The following is a 15,267-nucleotide window of genomic DNA, read 5'->3' as shown; positions in this document are numbered from 1 at the left end:
GGACTTCTTTGGCCATTCCACGTCACAGCGCCTTCATCATCGCCGGTTAAGCAGACGCAAATCCGGAGGCTGGAATGGATTCGACCGCACAGATCAAGCGCCCGAAAATCGCAGAGACCGTCATCCATGCGACGGCGAGCATAAGAGATTCAAATATCGGCGAATGCTGCGAAATTCTGGCTGACACCTCCCTGCACAACGCCGAACTCGGGGATTATTCCTATCTTGGCCCCCGTTGCATGGTGGGAGATGCGACAATCGGAAAGTTCTGCGCCATCGCCGCGGAGGTCAGGATAGGCGCCCCCAACCATCCGATGGACCGGCCATCGATGCATCGTTTCAGCTATTGCCCGGAATATTACGCCGCCGATACGGTGCGCGACGACGCCTTTTTCGACCAGCGGAGACAGGATCGCGCCATCATCGGGCACGATGTCTGGATCGGTCACGGGGTTATCGTTTTGCCGGGCGTTAAGGTTGGAGATGGCGCCGTACTTGCCGCCGGGGCCGTTGTTACCAGAGATGTGCCACCCTACACGATCGTCGGCGGCGTCCCCGCGAAAATCATTCGCGAGCGATTTTCGCGATCCATCGCGGAAAAACTTGCTTCACTCGCATGGTGGGACTGGCCCTTCGAAACGATCATGGCCAGGCTTTCCGACTTTCAGTCGAGCGACATCGAAGCCTTTTGCGAGCGCTGGTCGTAACCAGCGCCGCAAAACAGGGCATCGCCGTTCGTTACTCGAATACGAAGGCCAGCCGCTTGCCCGTCAGTCTCGCCAGCTGCTGCAAACGGCCATCCAGCCGCTCGCCGGCGAAATCGCAATAATCGTGCGGCACGACGAATTCCAGGTCCAGATCGGGATTGCCGGATTTGCGGAATTTCAGGTGATCGACGACACCCGGCATTGAGGCCGAAAAGAGGTAGACGACACGCAGCAGGCCACCGAGCAATTTCCCAAGCTCCTGCAAACGGTCGCCCGCCATGACGGCGAGCGGCTGGGTGGTGCCGTTGTCGTTCAAACCTTCGAAGCGATAATAATTGGCAAGCGCAATATAGGCGCGGCCGGGATGGGTGATTGCGACGAAGGAAGAATGCGCGATGATGTTGAGTGCCTGCAATCCGCGATAATCCGGATGGGCGCGCCAGCTGATATCGGCAAGAAGGCAGGCCGCCTGCCGGTAACGGCTTTCCTCATCCGTCTCATCGACACCGAAGACCGGGAAGGTGCGGCCGCTCCAATCCGCCAGTTCGCGCGCATGTTCCGGCGAGCGGGCGCGCAGGATGGCAAGCTCATCTGCCGCGACCAGCAGCGGATCGGATTCGCGCTCGGCTTCCGTCAGCAGCGAATAGAGATACCCTTCACGCACGCCCTGCGCGGAGAAGGCGATCTTTGCCGGCTTCATCACCCGCAAGACTTCGCGCATGGCAATCGCGCCGAAGGGCAGCAGCGAACGACGGTTCTTGGAAACCGCCTGCCAGGCCGGATCCTTGCTGTCCCGGGAGACGATGACCTCCTCCAGGAAATTCAGCATTTCTTCCAGCGGCAATTCATATCCTTGCATCATGTGCAGCGGATAGCCGGTAATTTCCATATGCAGCTTGGCGATATTTCGCCATGTGCCGCCCACGGCATAAAAGGTGCGCCCCTCGCCCGCCGCCAGAAGCTTTGCAAAGGATTTGACATGTTTTCTGGCGATGGTGGCCGCTTTTTCCAGCGAGCCATCGGATTGCTCGGAAAGCCTCAAGCCACCGAGCGGCAGGGTAATGCCCTCGCCGCAGCTCTTGCCCTTGATGTCGATGAGTTCGAGCGAACCGCCGCCGAGGTCACCCGCGATGCCGTCCGGATCATGGAAACCGCTGATCACGCCATAGGCGGAATAAAGCGCTTCCTTTTCGCCTGACAGAACCTCGATCTCGCAGCCGAGAATGGCTTCGGCCTCGCGGATGAAATCCGGGCCGTTCTCCGCCTCACGCGCCGCAGCCGTCGCCAGCACATAAAGCTTCTGCGCCTGCGCCTGCTCGGACAGCACATGAAAACGCCTGAGCGCCATCAGCGCCCGGCTGACGCCTTCCTCATGCATACGCCCCGTCAGCGCCAGCCCTTTGCCAAGGCCGCACAGGACCTTTTCATTGAACAGCACCGCGGGGGCGCGGGAAAGACCTTCATATACGACGAGACGAACGGAGTTCGAACCAATATCTATGACGGAAACGGGGGCAAGGCCGGTCAGCCGCCCCTGTGCTTCTGATCGAGTCATTCAGCCTGTTTCTTGCGGGACGAAATCAACCCGGCAATCAATTTGGGCGCACTGGACTTCAGGGCTTCACCACGTCCGGAAAGGCTGGGATTGGTCATGAAATAGTGCTGCGCGTTGAACGGTTCTTCGCCTTTACGCACCTCGATGCGCCTCGACGTTCCGTCCGCAAGTATCTCGTAGCTCTGCTGGTTGTCAATGAGATTGCCCAGCATAATCTGTGAAAGAACCTGCTCGTGCACGGTGGGATTGGTGAGCGGCACCAGCGTTTCCACGCGCCGGTCGAGGTTGCGCGGCATCATGTCGGCCGAGCCGATATAGACCAGCGCCTTGTCCGAAGGCAGGCCGAAACCGTTGCCGAAGCAGAAGATGCGGCTGTGCTCGAGGAAGCGGCCGACGATGGATTTGACGCGGATATTGTCCGACAGGCCGGGAACCTGCGGGCGCAGGCAGCAGATGCCGCGCACGACGAGATCGACCTCCACGCCCGCCGCGCTGGCGCGGTAGAGCGCATCGATGATCTCAGGGTCGACCAGCGAATTCATCTTCATCCAGATCGCCGCCGGCGCGCCGCGCTTGGCATGCTCGATCTCTTCATTGATGTGCTTCACGATGCGGGCGCGCAGCGTATAGGGCGAAATGGCGAGCTTCATGCCCTCTTCCGGCTCGCCGTAACCCGTGATGAAGTTGAAGATATTCGCCATGTCATGGGCGATCTTCGGGTTGCAGGTGAAGAAGGACAGGTCGGTATAGATCTTGGCCGTGATCGGGTGATAGTTGCCGGTGCCGAGGTGGCAATAGGTTCTGAGCTTGCCATCCTCGCGGCGCACAACCATCGACATCTTGGCATGGGTCTTGAGCTCGATGAAGCCGAAGACGACCTGCACGCCGGCGCGCTCCAGGTCTCGCGCCCAGCGGATATTCGCCTCTTCGTCGAAACGCGCCTTCAGCTCGACCAGGGCGGTGACGGATTTGCCGGCCTCGGCCGCATCGATCAGCGCGCGAACGATCGGGCTGTCATTGGAGGTGCGGTAGAGCGTCTGCTTGATGGCGAGCACATCCGGGTCGCGCGCCGCCTGCAGCAGGAACTGCACCACAACGTCGAAGCTTTCATAGGGGTGGTGAACCACCATGTCCTTTTCGCGGATGGCGGCAAGGCAATCGCCGGCATGTTCGCGCACACGCTCCGGGAAACGGGCGTTATAGGGTTCGAACTTCAGGTCGTCGCGCGGCGCGCGCACGATTTCCGAAATGGTGTTGAGCGCAAGCAGACCGGGCAGAACGGCGACGCGGTTATCCGGCACGCCGAGTTCATGCACCACGAACTGGCGCAGGGACTGCGGCATTTCGCTGTCGGTCTCGATACGGATCACGGAACCGCGGCGGCGGCGCTTCAGCGCGCTTTCGAAGAAACGGACCAGATCTTCCGCCTCTTCCTCCACCTCGATATCGCTGTCGCGGATGATGCGGAACGTGCCGAAGCCCCGGACGCTATAGCCGGGATAGAGCCGATGAATGAACAGGCCGACCACATCTTCGAGCGTGATGTAGCGGATGGCGTTCTTGTCATCCGGCAGGCGCACGAAGCGGTCGAGCGCCGGCGGCAGGCGCAGGAGCGCCGTCATCGGCTCGCGGCCGTTGACGCTGTCGAGCTGCAGGCCCATCGAGAAACCAAGGTTCGGAATGAAGGGGAACGGGTGCGCAGGGTCGATGGACAGCGGTGTCAGCACCGGGAAAATACGTTCCTCGAATTCGGTGCCGAGCCACAGCCGGTCCGCATCCGAAAGTGCGGCGGGGCGCACGATGAAGATTTCTTCCTTGGCAAGATATTGCTGCAGAACGGCAAGCGAAGCCTGCTGCTCCATTTGCAGATTGTCGATTTCCTTCAGAATATCTTCGAGCTGCTCGGCCGGCGTCTTGCCGTCGGGTGTCTTGACGGTGATCTTCTGGCGCACCTGCCCTTCGAGGCCGGCGACGCGGACCATGAAAAATTCATCGAGATTGGCGGCGGAAATGGACAGGAAACGCAGCCGCTCCAGCAGCGGATGATCCGTGTTCAGCGTTTCTTCGAGAACGCGACGGTTGAACTGGAGCCAGGAGAATTCGCGGTTGATGAAACGCGCCGGGCTGTCCCACAGGCTTTCGCCCTCGGTTGCCGGCTGAACCTTGTTGAAGTCTTCCTGCACGATAGCGTCCATTCCCTGTTCCATCCCCTGACCTGTTTCCGTCCCGTGATCCTGCTGCATCGCGCGATCGTCCTTCTTGCCCGTATAACAGTTTGACGACGGAACTGTGACAGTTAATCGACGTCCAGTCCGCTGCCCGCCGGTGCTTTGTCCATCGCGTTGAGGACTTCCGCCACCAGCGGACGTGTAATTCTCGTTCCACGCGCGAGCGCCAGCCGATCGATCCTGTCCACGATCGTCTGCGCCGTATCGAGCGAACGCTCCATTCTATTGACGATGTAACCTACGAGTTTGTCATCCATGTAAAGCTGCCGGTCGGCGAAGAGTTTTACCAGCACCTGTGCCAGCAGCCCCTCGTCCGGTTCACCGGTTTCCACCACCGTCACGGCCTTCAGGCGCGAACGCAGGTCCGGCAGCGTCACCGGCCATGCGGCCGGCCATTGCCGGCTCGTCATCAAAAGCGTGGTCCCGTGCTGACGCACGCTGTTGATGACATGGAACAGTTCGGTCTCGTTAAAACCGCGGCGGTCCGCGTCCTCGAAAAGAACGGCACCGCTCTCGGCCAAGCGCGCGGCATCCGTGCCCGCCTGCGGGTGGATATCCCGGGCGCCGGCGATGCTTTTCCAGATATTGGCGAGGTGCGATTTTCCCGAGCCCGGCGGCCCGGCCAGCACGACGACCGGCGAGCGCCAGTTGGGCCATTCATCGACGAGGCTGACGGCAGCCGCAAGGGAGGCGGAGACGAGAAGATCGTCCCTGCCGGAGGCGGGCTGGTGCGAGAATGCGAGCGGCAGCTGCTCGGCCTTCGACCGGGCGTTGTCGGTTTTGATTTGGTCAGTCATCGTCAGCTCTGAGAGTCAACCTTGCCGGAGGACGTTTCCCCTTCTTCCAGGGCAGGATTGGTGTCCCAGGGAAGGTTGGCGGCGTGCCCGTGGTAGAGATCGCTTTCAAGATACCGCGACAAGGCGAAGCGGACAAGCACGCCGACCGCCGCCGCCGCCGGAACCGCGACCAGCAGGCCGACGAAACCGAAAAGCGCGCCGAAGGCGAAGAGCGCGAACATCAACCAGACCGGATGCAGGCCGACGCTTTTACCGACAAGTTTCGGCTGAAGGATGTTGCCTTCGATGAACTGGCCGGAAAAGAACACGACGAGCGTCAGGAAGACATAGATGTAATCAGGCCAGAACTGCACGATGGCGACGCCGACGGCGAGGATGAGGCCGACCATGGAGCCGATATAGGGAATGAAGCTGATGAGGCCCGAAAAAAGGCCGATCAGCAGGCCGAAATTCAAGCCCACCAGCGACAGGCCGACGGCGTAATAAACGCCGAGAATGATGCAGAGCGACCCCTGCCCGCGCACGAAACCGGCAATGGTCTTGTCCATGTCGCGGGCGATCTGGCGGACGGTATGGACATAGTCGCGCGGTATCCAGCTATCGACCTTGTCGATCATCCGGTCCCAGTCGAGCAAAAGATAGAAGGCGACCACGGGCGTGACGACCAGCAGCGACATGACATCGACCAGCGATTTGCCGGAATTCCAGATCTGCGTCAGCAGCGTGCCGATGAAACCTGCGCCTTCGGTCAGCAGCTTTGAAAAATTCTCCTTTACCGAGTTGATCTGGCTGCTCACCCAATCGGGCAGAAGATTGGTATCGGCGCCGGCAATCAGCTGCTGCAATGACGAAATATATTGCGGGATGCGCGTGATGAATTCCGAGGCCTGGGCGGCGATCAGCGGAATGATGATGATGAGCGACAGCGCGAAGATCAGCACGAAGGAAACGAGGATGACGACGGTGGCCATCAACCGGCTCAGGCCGCGCCGCTCCAGCCAGTCGGCAACCGGATCGAGAAAATAGGCAAGCGCCATGCCCGCCACGAAGGGCAGGAGAATGGAGCTGAAGACCATCAGGAAAAGGATAAAGACGGCAAGCACGCCGACCCAGAAAAACACCTGCCTGCGCAGGCTCGTACCGCTTACATGGGGTTGCATCCGTTCATCCTTTATCGCCGCACCGTCACCGCCCATGATGGAGATAGGATGCGCATATGCACATGGTCAAGACCGGCGCTTTCCTACGCCGACAGAAGGAGACTGCCGGCACAGCGGCAAAATCCCTCATTTCCGGCCGCCCCTCGCAACGGCAGGTTGACCGGCGGTAAATATTAGACAACTATCAAATATTGCCGGGCGAGCCAGCAGCGCTCCTTCCTGTCCGGCGGCCGGGGGGGCACGATGCAGAGCACCAGTGAAAATGGCATCGCGGAATATAATGCCGGTCTCTTCGACAATCCCGAAGTTGCCGAATGGTACGACAACCAGCAGCTTTACCCGGCCGAACGCATCATTCTCGATCAGTTCCGCCACGCCTATGCGGGCAAGCGGCTGCTTGACCTCGGCGTCGGCACCGGACGAACGACGAAGCCGCTTCTGCCCTTGGTGGCAGACTATATCGGCATTGACCGCTCGCAGCCGATGCTGGCGCTGGCGCGGCGCAATTTTCCCTCAGCCACGTTTCTCGACATGGATGTGCGGTCGATCGGCCAGTTCGGCGCGGAGCGTTTCGATTGCGTGCTCGGCGCGCTCGCCATTCTAAGCGCCTTCGGCCATGAAGACCGGCTTGCCATCATCCATGCCGTGCGAAGCATTCTCGCACCCGGCGGATATTTCATCTTTTCGTTTCACAATCGCCAATGGAAGCGGGCCGGCGGCATGCCGCTGCACCGGCGTTCCTGGCACCCGCGCGAGGTGGTGAATTCGCTGCATCCGCAAAGCTGGATCAATTATCTGCGCCTGCAAGCTTCGACACGGCGGACACCGGAATATGCCATTCTCGCGGATCAGGCGCACCGCTGGAGCGGCCTGTTTTATTTCATCGACCTTGCCGCCCAGACCCGCCAGCTGGAAGCGGCTGGTTTTGAGATCGCCGCACGTTATGGCGAGAACGGACGGCTGATCGAGGAAAATTCCGATACTTCCAATGACGGCCTGCTCAATCTCGTCTGTCGCGCCGCGCCGCAGCCATCGTGAGCACCCAATCCGGCTAACCCCGCCAAAGCCGTTAAAAACCGGAGCTATTGCCACTCAAACCCTTGCATCAGGCCCCGTCCCGTGCGAATGGCGACGCCAAAGGAACCAGCGGAGACGAGAGCCATGAGCCAGTCGGGCAAGAACGGTCTTACCTATAGTGATGCGGGTGTGGATATCGACGCCGGCAACCTGATGGTCGAAAAGATCAAACCGGCGGTGCGCTCGACACGGCGTCCCGGCGCGGATGGCGAAATCGGCGGCTTCGGCGGCCTGTTCGACCTGAAGGCTGCTGGTTTCACCGATCCGGTTCTGGTGGCCGCCAATGACGGCGTCGGCACCAAGCTGAAGATCGCCATCGACGCCAACTATCACGACACCGTCGGCATCGATCTCGTCGCCATGTGCGTCAACGATCTCGTCGTTCAGGGCGCAGAACCGCTGTTCTTCCTCGATTATTTCGCAACCGGCAAACTGGACCCCGATCAGGGTGCGGCCATCGTTTCCGGCATCGCCGCCGGCTGCCGCGAATCCGGCTGTGCGCTGATCGGCGGCGAAACCGCTGAGATGCCCGGCATGTATTCCGATGGCGATTACGATCTCGCGGGCTTTGCCGTGGGTGCGGCCGAACGCGGTCAGCTTCTGCCGGCCGGCGACATTGCCGAAGGCGACGTCATTCTCGGCCTTTCCTCTTCCGGCGTTCACTCAAACGGCTTTTCGCTGGTGCGCAAGATCGTATCGGTCTCCGGTCTCGACTGGAACGCCCCCGCCCCCTTCGCCGACGGCAAGAAGCTCGGTGAAGCGCTGCTGACGCCGACCCGCATCTATGTGAAGCCGCTTTTGAAGGCGATCCGCGAGACCGGCGCGCTGAAGGCGCTGGCGCATATTACCGGCGGCGGTTTCCCGGAGAATATTCCGCGCGTTCTGCCCAAGCATCTCGCTGCCGAGATCGATCTCGAAGCGATCAAGGTTCCCGCCGTCTTCTCGTGGCTGGCGAAAACCGGCGGCGTTGAAGCCAAGGAAATGCTGCGTACCTTCAATTGCGGTGTCGGCATGATCGTCGTCGTTTCGGCTGAAAATGCCGGCAAGGTCACCGACGCGCTCACGGCCGAAGGCGAGACCGTCTTCCCGCTCGGCCGCATGGTCGCCCGCGAAGAGGGCGCACATGGCACGATCTACAAGGGCGCCCTCGGCCTATGATGAGCGCCGCCTTCCCGACCGGCCGCAAACGCGTCGTCGTTTTCATTTCCGGCAGCGGCTCCAACATGGTGGCGCTGGCCAAGGCCTGCCAGGCGGCGGATTTTCCGGCGGAAATCGTCTGCGTGATTTCGGACAAGGCGTCTGCGGGCGGGCTGGAAAAGGCACGGGACATGGGCATTCCCACGCTGGTCTTCGAACGCAAGACCTATGCCAGCAAGACCGAGCACGAGGGCGCCATTCTGGCCGCTCTTGGCGAAATCGCGCCTGATATCATCTGCCTTGCCGGTTACATGCGGCTGATATCGGGGGATTTCATTGCTCCCTATGAAGGCCGCATCATCAATATCCACCCTTCCCTGCTGCCGCTCTTTCCGGGCCTACACACCCATCAGCGCGCCATCGACAGCGGCATGAAGATTTCCGGCTGCACCGTGCATTTCGTTACCGAAGGCATGGATGAAGGCCCGACCATCGCGCAGGGAGCGGTGCCGGTCATTTCCGGCGACACGGCCGATACGCTTGCGGCACGCATCCTGACCGTCGAGCACCAGCTTTACCCGCTGACGCTGAAGCGGCTTGCGGAAGGCAAGGTGCGGATGGAAGACGGCAAAGCCATATCCATGGATAACGAGAGTAAATCCGAGTATTCCAACCTGATTTCCGCTTTCTGATAAAGCTATACCTAAAGTACAGCGATAATCATAAGTGGTATTTTCGGCGAAATAAACCGATCATTTACCATAATCATCTTTAATGCCCGTAACGGCCCCTATTTCGGGCCCTCCGGTCATTCAGGAGCGATTATGCCATTTTCGAGATTCTTCCTGCCGCTTTCGGCGGTTTTGCTGATGAGTGCCAGCCTGCCGGTCCTGGCCGAGCAAGGCGGTGTTACAGCCTCGCTGGATGCCGGTGTCCTCAATCTCCGCGCGACGGAAACCGTTCATCTGCGCGGTCGCAAGGTCAGTGAACTCGAATGGGAAACCAAGAATGCCATGGCGCTGCGCGGCTCGCTCGGGCTTGAGCTTGCGCCCGGCTGGCGCGTGAAGGCAGAAGGCCGCGTCGGCTTCGAAGGCGATGGTTACATGACCGACTATGACTGGATATGGCCTTTTTCCCGGGATAGCTCCAAGGACAATTGGAGCCATCGTTCCCAGCACGACGATACGCGGCTCGACCATTATTTTTCGGGAAGCCTCGAACTCAACCGCATGCTGCTGGACGATCCCCAGCAATATCTCAGCGCCGGCGTCGGCTTCCGTTACACGGATGTGCAATGGTCTGCCTATGGCGGCAGAGGCGTCTACAGTCTTTTCTCGCCAAGGGATTTGAGTGTAAAATTCAAGGATGATGTCAAAGGCATCACCTATCGTCAGCAGATACCGGTTTTCTACGGCAACCTGACCGGCGGCCAGAGGTTCGGCAACTGGTCGCTGAATGCCGGCCTAGAAGGCGGCGCGATGGTCTATGGCAAGGCGACCGACGATCATCATCTGCGCGACATGCGCTTCACCGACAAATTCGACGTTGCCGGCATGTTCGGGGTGAAGGCGGGCGTTGCCTATGACCTGACCGAGAATGCCTCGGTCTATCTCGACGGCGCGTATGACTATACCAGCCTCGGACGCGGAGACACCCACTACAGCGGCGCAGGCGCCGGAAACCTGTCATCGGAAAAGAATGCCGGCGGCGGTGACTTGCAGTCGATTTTCGTGGGGATGGGTGTGAAAGGACGCTTCTGATTGCGACGGTATTACTCGATGTACGAGTTTACCAGATGCGCTCGAATAACCCTGCCCTCAAAGCCGGGCGCGATTTAACATCGCCCATTGCAGCAGAATGATCGTCTTGGAATCGGCGATTTCACCCGATGCGATCATTGCGAAGGCTTCATCGAGCCCGTAGGTCAGGACCTCCAGATCCTCGCCTTCGTCCTCCAGCCCGCCGCCGCTGCCGGCCTGCACATCAAGATCGATGCGGGCGACGAAGAGACTGACCTTTTCCGTCAGCGTGCCGGGGCTCGCATACATGTCGAAGAGGTACTCGACCTTTTCGACCGCATAGCCGGATTCTTCCATTGCCTCCCGGCGGATGGCGACGGCCGCGTCGTCGTCATCGAGAAGCCCCGCCGGCACCTCGATCATGAAGCTTTGATCGCCGTTCACGAAGGCGGCGGGGCGGAACTGGCGCACCATCACCACGCTGTCACGTTTCGGATCATAGAGGAGAATGGCGGCGGCGCTGCCATGGTCGTGGACTTCCCGGACGATACGGATGGTTTTACCGTCAGGCATGCGCTGATCGAAAACGAGCTTCTGCATATGCACGAAGCCCTTCCAGACGGTTTCTTTTTCCACCAGCCGGATTCTGCCGGCATCCGTGTCGGCCGGAACGTTTTTCGCCTGCGTCTGTGTCAACGGATATGTCCTTGCCTGTCGTGCATTGGTTTCAGCCTGCCCTTGTTGCGGCGCAATATCAAGCCTCGCGAGCCTCATCGTCGCGGCGTAACCAAACCTTGTTGTCATGAAAGGCCGCGCCGCCATAGGGGGCAACGGCATCGGCGCCGGTCAGCACATTGATGCCCTCGCCATCCATATGCGCCCTGTTGGGCCACAGGCCTTCGGCAATCAGCACGCCCGGTCTCGCACCCTCCACGATTTTCGCATGGAGCCGCACTTCACCGCGGCCATTGCCGATGCGGACGACATCGCCATCGGCGATACCGTTGCCGGCGGCATCCTGCGGACAGATCATCAGTTCCGGGCGGCCCTCCTTCTGCACGGATGTTTTGGTTTCCGCGAAGGTGGAGTTGAGGAAATTGCGCGCCGGCGATGTCGCCAACCGGAACGGATGGTCGCCATCCACGGTTTCGATGACGTCGACCTGATCCGGGAATTTCGGGAATTGCCCAACGGGCCCCATCACACCGATGTTTTTCGGCGGCTTGTTCGGAGACGGTCCAGTCGCCCATTCGGGGCTGAAACGGAATTTGCCATCGCCGTAACCGAATCCTTCGAGATAATGCGCCACCTCGAAGGACGGCTGCGCATCGATCCACTTCTCTTCAGCCAGCGTGTCGAAATCACCCCAGCCGCTGACTTTGAGCATACGGTCGACATGCTCGCGGGCCGAAAGGCCGAAACCCGGCATATGGTCGATGCCGAGGCGTTTCGCCAGTTCCTCGATGACGAAGAGATTGGTGCGCACCGTTTCCGGCGGCTCCACCAGTTTGGGGCCGAGCAGAATGTGGTTCTGGCCGCCGGCGCGGTATATGTCGTCATGCTCCAGGAACATGGTGGCCGGCAGCACGATATCGGCGACGTCGGCCGTCTCGGTCATGAACTGCTCATGCACGGCAACAAAGAGATCGTCGCGCAGAAAACCCTGTTTCACCAGCCGCTGTTCGGGCGCGACATTGACGGGATTGGTGTTCTGGATGAGCAAGGCCGTCACAGGGCCGCCGTGGCGCAGCGCTTCCGCATCGCCCGTCAGCACACGGCCGATCTGCGACTGGTCGAGCTGGCGCACCTCGGGGTCGGCGTAAGAACTGCCCATCAGCTCCGCCTTGTTGAGCCGGAAAATGTCGCCATTGTTGTGAAACGCGCCGCCGCCCTCATATTGCCAGGAACCGAGAACCGTGGCGATGGAAAGCGCCGCATGCATGGCGACCGCGCCGTTGCGCTGGCGGGCAAAACCATAACCCAGCCGGAAGAAGGTCTTTTTCGTGGTGCCGACCAGCCTTGCGAAATCCTCGATTTCGTCGACGGAAAGACCGGTGATTTCGGACGCCCATTGCGGCGTCTTCGTCTTCAGATGCGCCTCGAGCCCTGCCGGATCGTCGGCGAAGCGCGCCATATAATCACGGTCGGCGTAACCATCGCGGAAGGCGATGTGCATGACGGCGCAGGCAAGTGCGGCATCCGTGCCGGGGCGGACGACGATGCGCATATCCGCCTGTTTCATGGTCGGATTGTCGTAGATATCGACGACGACGATCTTCGCGCCACGTTCCTTGCGGGCCTTGACCGCATGGGTCATGACATTGACCTGCGTGGCGACCGCATTGGTGCCCCAGATGACGACGACATCGGCCTTGGCGATCTCGCGCGGATCGGGTCCACGCAGTGCGCCGGTGCCCATGACATAACCGGTCCAGGCCATGTTGGTGCAGATCGAACCGAAGAAGCCGGAATATTTCTTGGCGTGGCGCAGACGCTCGATGGAATCGCGTTGGACCTGCCCCATGGTGCCGGCATAAAAATAGGGCCAGATGGCCTCCGCGCCATGCCGTGCCTCAGCCTTGACGAAGGCATCGGCGACCTCGTCCAGAGCCGCTTCCCAGGAGATTTCCTGCCAGTCGCCGGCGCCCTTCGCACCCTTGCGGCGCTTCGGGGTCAGAAGACGGCCGGGATGATAGATGCGCTCGGAATAACGCGCCACCTTGGCGCAGATGACGCCGGCGGTGTAAGTATTTGCGTTGGCGCCGCGCACACGGCCGATGCGGCCATCGGCATTGATGTCGACCTCAAGCGCGCAGGCGCTCGGACAGTCATGCGGGCATACCGTGTGTCCGATACGGACTTCGGCCTTCGGGGCGGCTTTTTCAGCGGAAATCGGGGTCGCAACGTTCATGTCTTTTGTATATTGCATCAACGATGCGGCAAAAAGGCCGAAGTGACGTCCATCAAGAATATTCATCCTGACCATTCATCCGGATAAACGGCAAGCGAGACACATCCATGAACTACCGCCACATCTATCACGCCGGCAATTTCGCGGATGTCCTCAAACATGCCGTTCTCGCCCGCCTCGTGCGCTACCTGCAGAACAAGGACAAGGCCTTTCGGGTGCTGGACACCCATGCCGGCATCGGGCTTTACGATCTCACCTCGGAAGAGGCGCAGAAGACCGGCGAATGGCAGACCGGTATCGGCAAGCTGATGGAGGCCGATCTGCCCGCCCCCATCGCCGACCTGCTGAAGCCCTATCTTGACGCCGTGAAGGAACTCAATCCGGAAGGTGGCGTGAAATTCTACCCCGGCTCGCCGAAACTCGCGCGTATGCTGTTTCGCCCGCAGGACCGGCTTTCGGCCATGGAACTGCACCCGGATGACAGCCGGGCGCTCGCGCGCCTGTTCGAGGGGGACTATCAGGTGCGTGTCACCGAGCTGGATGGCTGGCTGTCGCTCGGCGCGCACCTGCCGCCGAAGGAAAAGCGCGGCCTCATCCTCGTCGATCCGCCCTTCGAGCTTGAGAATGAATATCAGCGTCTGGCCGATGGTTTGAACAAGGCCTGTCGACGTTTTTCCACCGGCACCTATTGCCTGTGGTATCCCTTGAAGAAAGGCGCACCGATCAAGGACTTCCATGAGCGGCTGCAATCCTTCGACATTCCGAAGATGCTGTGCGCGGAACTTTCCGTCAGAAGCGACCGGCTGGATGGCCTGAGCGGCTCCGGCCTCATCATCGTCAATCCGCCCTATACGCTGAAGGACGAATTGCACACGCTGCTGCCTTATCTGAAGACAATGCTGGCGCAGGACAGGTTCGCCTCGCAGCGCGCCTTCTGGCTGCGCGGCGAGGAAAAGCCGGAAGAGAATTGAAGGCCTATCTCAGCCCTTCCCTTTTCTGCGCCGCTGCAAGCTGTGATCGCTCGAAGAACAGGATCACGAACAGCGCCATGATGAAGGGAATGATGAGGTAAAACAGCCGGAAGACCAGCAGTGCGGCGATGACGTCGGCGGGGTTCATATCCGGCAGGCCGGTGACGAAGACCAGTTCCAGCACCCCCAGTCCGCCCGGCGCATGCGAGATGAGTGCCGCCGAGAAGGACACCAGAAATATGCCGAGAATGACCATGTAACCCGGATTTCCGGCTTCCGGCAGCGCGAAATAGATGATGCCCGCTGCGCCGATCAGCTCGATCGGGCCGATGACGAGTTGCTGCGCAACAAGCTTCGGCGCGGGGTACGGCAGCACGAATGAGCCGATTTTCAAAGGCTTCAGTCTGAGCAGGCTGCCAAGAATATAAAGGCCGACGAAGAGCAGCAGCAGCACGCCTGTCGTGGTGGAGGCTTCGACGGGCAGGATTCCGGTAAACCGTTCGGTGATGTCGGGCTCGTAAAGCAGCACCAGCCCGATGAGCATGATCGTGCCTATGAGGAAGGTGAAGGAGCAGAGGCCGACGAGAACGCCCACTTCCGCCACACTCAGTCCCTTGGACGTATAGGCCCGATATCGCACCACGGCGCCCGAGAATACCGACGCCCCGACATTGTGGGACAGCGCATAGGTGGTGAAAGAGGTGAGCGTGATGAAGAACCAGTTCACCTTGCGGCCAAGATGCTGCAATGCGATGCGGTCGTAACCGGCGAGCGCGGCATAGGCGAGCAGGGTTGCAAGGCCCGAACACAGCCAGTCCCGCACACGAATGGCTTTCAGACTGTCCCAGAGATCGTCGAGCGACAACCCGCGCAATTCGTGAAAGAGCAACCATGCGGAAAAACCGATCGTCGCGAAGCCAACGACGGGCCAGATGTATTTCTTGAATTTCATGCGGTCATGCCGCCTATTTCCTCCAGCTTCACC

Annotated in this window: 13 protein-coding genes; 6 read left to right on the top strand and 7 right to left on the bottom strand. The window is 60.3% G+C overall.

Annotated elements, in window-relative coordinates; translation table 11 throughout:
• Positions 1-74: 74 nt before the first annotated feature.
• Positions 75-707 (top strand): DapH/DapD/GlmU-related protein, encoded by a 633-nt coding sequence (locus ACIQUH_RS01450; RefSeq protein ID WP_400812039.1) that lies wholly within the window; start codon positions 75-77, stop codon positions 705-707.
• 31 nt (positions 708-738) lie between these two features.
• Here the strand turns inward: ACIQUH_RS01450 and ppx are convergent, their stop codons facing one another.
• From ppx to ACIQUH_RS01430, 4 genes are read right to left on the bottom strand one after another with little or no spacing between them, the layout of a single operon-like run.
• Positions 739-2,262, bottom strand: coding sequence for an exopolyphosphatase (gene ppx / locus ACIQUH_RS01445; protein ID WP_400812037.1), 1,524 nt, complete (start codon positions 2,260-2,262; stop codon positions 739-741).
• Complete coding sequence (locus ACIQUH_RS01440) at positions 2,259-4,505, bottom strand: RNA degradosome polyphosphate kinase (RefSeq protein ID WP_400812036.1); 2,247 nt, start codon at positions 4,503-4,505, stop codon at positions 2,259-2,261. The genes ppx and ACIQUH_RS01440 overlap by 4 nt, the downstream gene beginning before the upstream one ends.
• Positions 4,506-4,558: 53 nt before the next feature.
• Positions 4,559-5,287, bottom strand: a complete 729-nt coding sequence (gene hdaA / locus ACIQUH_RS01435) for a DnaA regulatory inactivator HdaA (RefSeq protein ID WP_400812034.1) — start codon at positions 5,285-5,287, stop codon at positions 4,559-4,561.
• A 2-nt stretch (positions 5,288-5,289) separates the two neighbouring features.
• Entirely contained in the window at positions 5,290-6,447 is a 1,158-nt protein-coding gene (locus ACIQUH_RS01430) for an AI-2E family transporter (protein WP_400812033.1), read from the bottom strand.
• Positions 6,448-6,690: 243 nt separating this feature from the next.
• Here ACIQUH_RS01430 and ACIQUH_RS01425 point away from each other — a divergent pair, with 243 nt between their 5' ends.
• The 4 genes from ACIQUH_RS01425 to ACIQUH_RS01410 all read left to right on the top strand — a co-directional run bounded on the left by ACIQUH_RS01425 (position 6,691) and on the right by ACIQUH_RS01410 (position 10,421).
• Entirely contained in the window at positions 6,691-7,485 is a 795-nt protein-coding gene (locus ACIQUH_RS01425; protein WP_400812031.1) for a class I SAM-dependent DNA methyltransferase, read from the top strand.
• A gap of 123 nt (positions 7,486-7,608) precedes the next feature.
• On the top strand, positions 7,609-8,682 hold the full coding sequence (purM, locus tag ACIQUH_RS01420; RefSeq protein ID WP_400812029.1) for a phosphoribosylformylglycinamidine cyclo-ligase: 1,074 nt from the start codon (positions 7,609-7,611) through the stop codon (positions 8,680-8,682).
• Positions 8,679-9,353 (top strand): phosphoribosylglycinamide formyltransferase, encoded by a 675-nt coding sequence (gene purN, locus ACIQUH_RS01415; RefSeq protein WP_400812027.1) that lies wholly within the window; start codon positions 8,679-8,681, stop codon positions 9,351-9,353. Before purM ends, purN begins: the two co-directional genes overlap by 4 nt.
• A 132-nt stretch (positions 9,354-9,485) precedes the next feature.
• Positions 9,486-10,421 (top strand): omptin family outer membrane protease, encoded by a 936-nt coding sequence (locus ACIQUH_RS01410; RefSeq protein WP_400812025.1) that lies wholly within the window; start codon positions 9,486-9,488, stop codon positions 10,419-10,421.
• A 57-nt stretch (positions 10,422-10,478) separates the two neighbouring features.
• On the opposite strand, the gene ACIQUH_RS01405 is transcribed toward ACIQUH_RS01410, so the two are convergent.
• Both ACIQUH_RS01405 and ACIQUH_RS01400 read right to left on the bottom strand, forming a co-directional pair.
• Entirely contained in the window at positions 10,479-11,096 is a 618-nt protein-coding gene (locus ACIQUH_RS01405) for an NUDIX domain-containing protein (RefSeq protein WP_400812024.1), read from the bottom strand.
• A 58-nt stretch (positions 11,097-11,154) separates the two neighbouring features.
• Positions 11,155-13,377, bottom strand: a complete 2,223-nt coding sequence (locus ACIQUH_RS01400; RefSeq protein ID WP_400812023.1) for a molybdopterin-dependent oxidoreductase — start codon at positions 13,375-13,377, stop codon at positions 11,155-11,157.
• Between the two features lie 41 nt (positions 13,378-13,418).
• On the opposite strand from ACIQUH_RS01400, the gene ACIQUH_RS01395 reads away from it, so the two are divergent.
• Complete coding sequence (locus ACIQUH_RS01395; RefSeq protein ID WP_400812022.1) at positions 13,419-14,282, top strand: 23S rRNA (adenine(2030)-N(6))-methyltransferase RlmJ; 864 nt, start codon at positions 13,419-13,421, stop codon at positions 14,280-14,282.
• Positions 14,283-14,286: 4 nt separating this feature from the next.
• Here the strand turns inward: ACIQUH_RS01395 and ACIQUH_RS01390 are convergent, their stop codons facing one another.
• Positions 14,287-15,234 (bottom strand): lysylphosphatidylglycerol synthase domain-containing protein, encoded by a 948-nt coding sequence (locus tag ACIQUH_RS01390; RefSeq protein ID WP_400812021.1) that lies wholly within the window; start codon positions 15,232-15,234, stop codon positions 14,287-14,289.
• Between the last annotated feature and the right edge of the window lie 33 nt (positions 15,235-15,267).

This window comes from Agrobacterium sp. NPDC090283, from assembly GCF_044769685.1.
Classification (GTDB): Bacteria; Pseudomonadota; Alphaproteobacteria; order Rhizobiales; family Rhizobiaceae; genus Agrobacterium.
The sequence above is the reverse complement of the archived record's forward strand: the minus strand, read 5'-3'. Positions and strand labels throughout refer to the sequence as shown.

Excerpts from the sequence above, each read along its gene's own strand:
- ACIQUH_RS01450 (WP_400812039.1), top strand. The coding sequence starts at position 75 with ATGGATTCGACCGCACAGATCAAGCGCCCGAAAATCGCAGAGACCGTC.
- ppx (WP_400812037.1), bottom strand. The coding sequence starts at position 2,262 with ATGACTCGATCAGAAGCACAGGGGCGGCTGACCGGCCTTGCCCCCGTT.
- ACIQUH_RS01440 (WP_400812036.1), bottom strand. The coding sequence starts at position 4,505 with ATGCAGCAGGATCACGGGACGGAAACAGGTCAGGGGATGGAACAGGGA.
- hdaA (WP_400812034.1), bottom strand. The coding sequence starts at position 5,287 with ATGACTGACCAAATCAAAACCGACAACGCCCGGTCGAAGGCCGAGCAG.
- ACIQUH_RS01430 (WP_400812033.1), bottom strand. The coding sequence starts at position 6,447 with ATGCAACCCCATGTAAGCGGTACGAGCCTGCGCAGGCAGGTGTTTTTC.
- ACIQUH_RS01425 (WP_400812031.1), top strand. The coding sequence starts at position 6,691 with ATGCAGAGCACCAGTGAAAATGGCATCGCGGAATATAATGCCGGTCTC.
- purM (WP_400812029.1), top strand. The coding sequence starts at position 7,609 with ATGAGCCAGTCGGGCAAGAACGGTCTTACCTATAGTGATGCGGGTGTG.
- purN (WP_400812027.1), top strand. The coding sequence starts at position 8,679 with ATGATGAGCGCCGCCTTCCCGACCGGCCGCAAACGCGTCGTCGTTTTC.
- ACIQUH_RS01410 (WP_400812025.1), top strand. The coding sequence starts at position 9,486 with ATGCCATTTTCGAGATTCTTCCTGCCGCTTTCGGCGGTTTTGCTGATG.
- ACIQUH_RS01400 (WP_400812023.1), bottom strand. The coding sequence starts at position 13,377 with ATGAATATTCTTGATGGACGTCACTTCGGCCTTTTTGCCGCATCGTTG.
- ACIQUH_RS01395 (WP_400812022.1), top strand. The coding sequence starts at position 13,419 with ATGAACTACCGCCACATCTATCACGCCGGCAATTTCGCGGATGTCCTC.
- ACIQUH_RS01390 (WP_400812021.1), bottom strand. The coding sequence starts at position 15,234 with ATGAAATTCAAGAAATACATCTGGCCCGTCGTTGGCTTCGCGACGATC.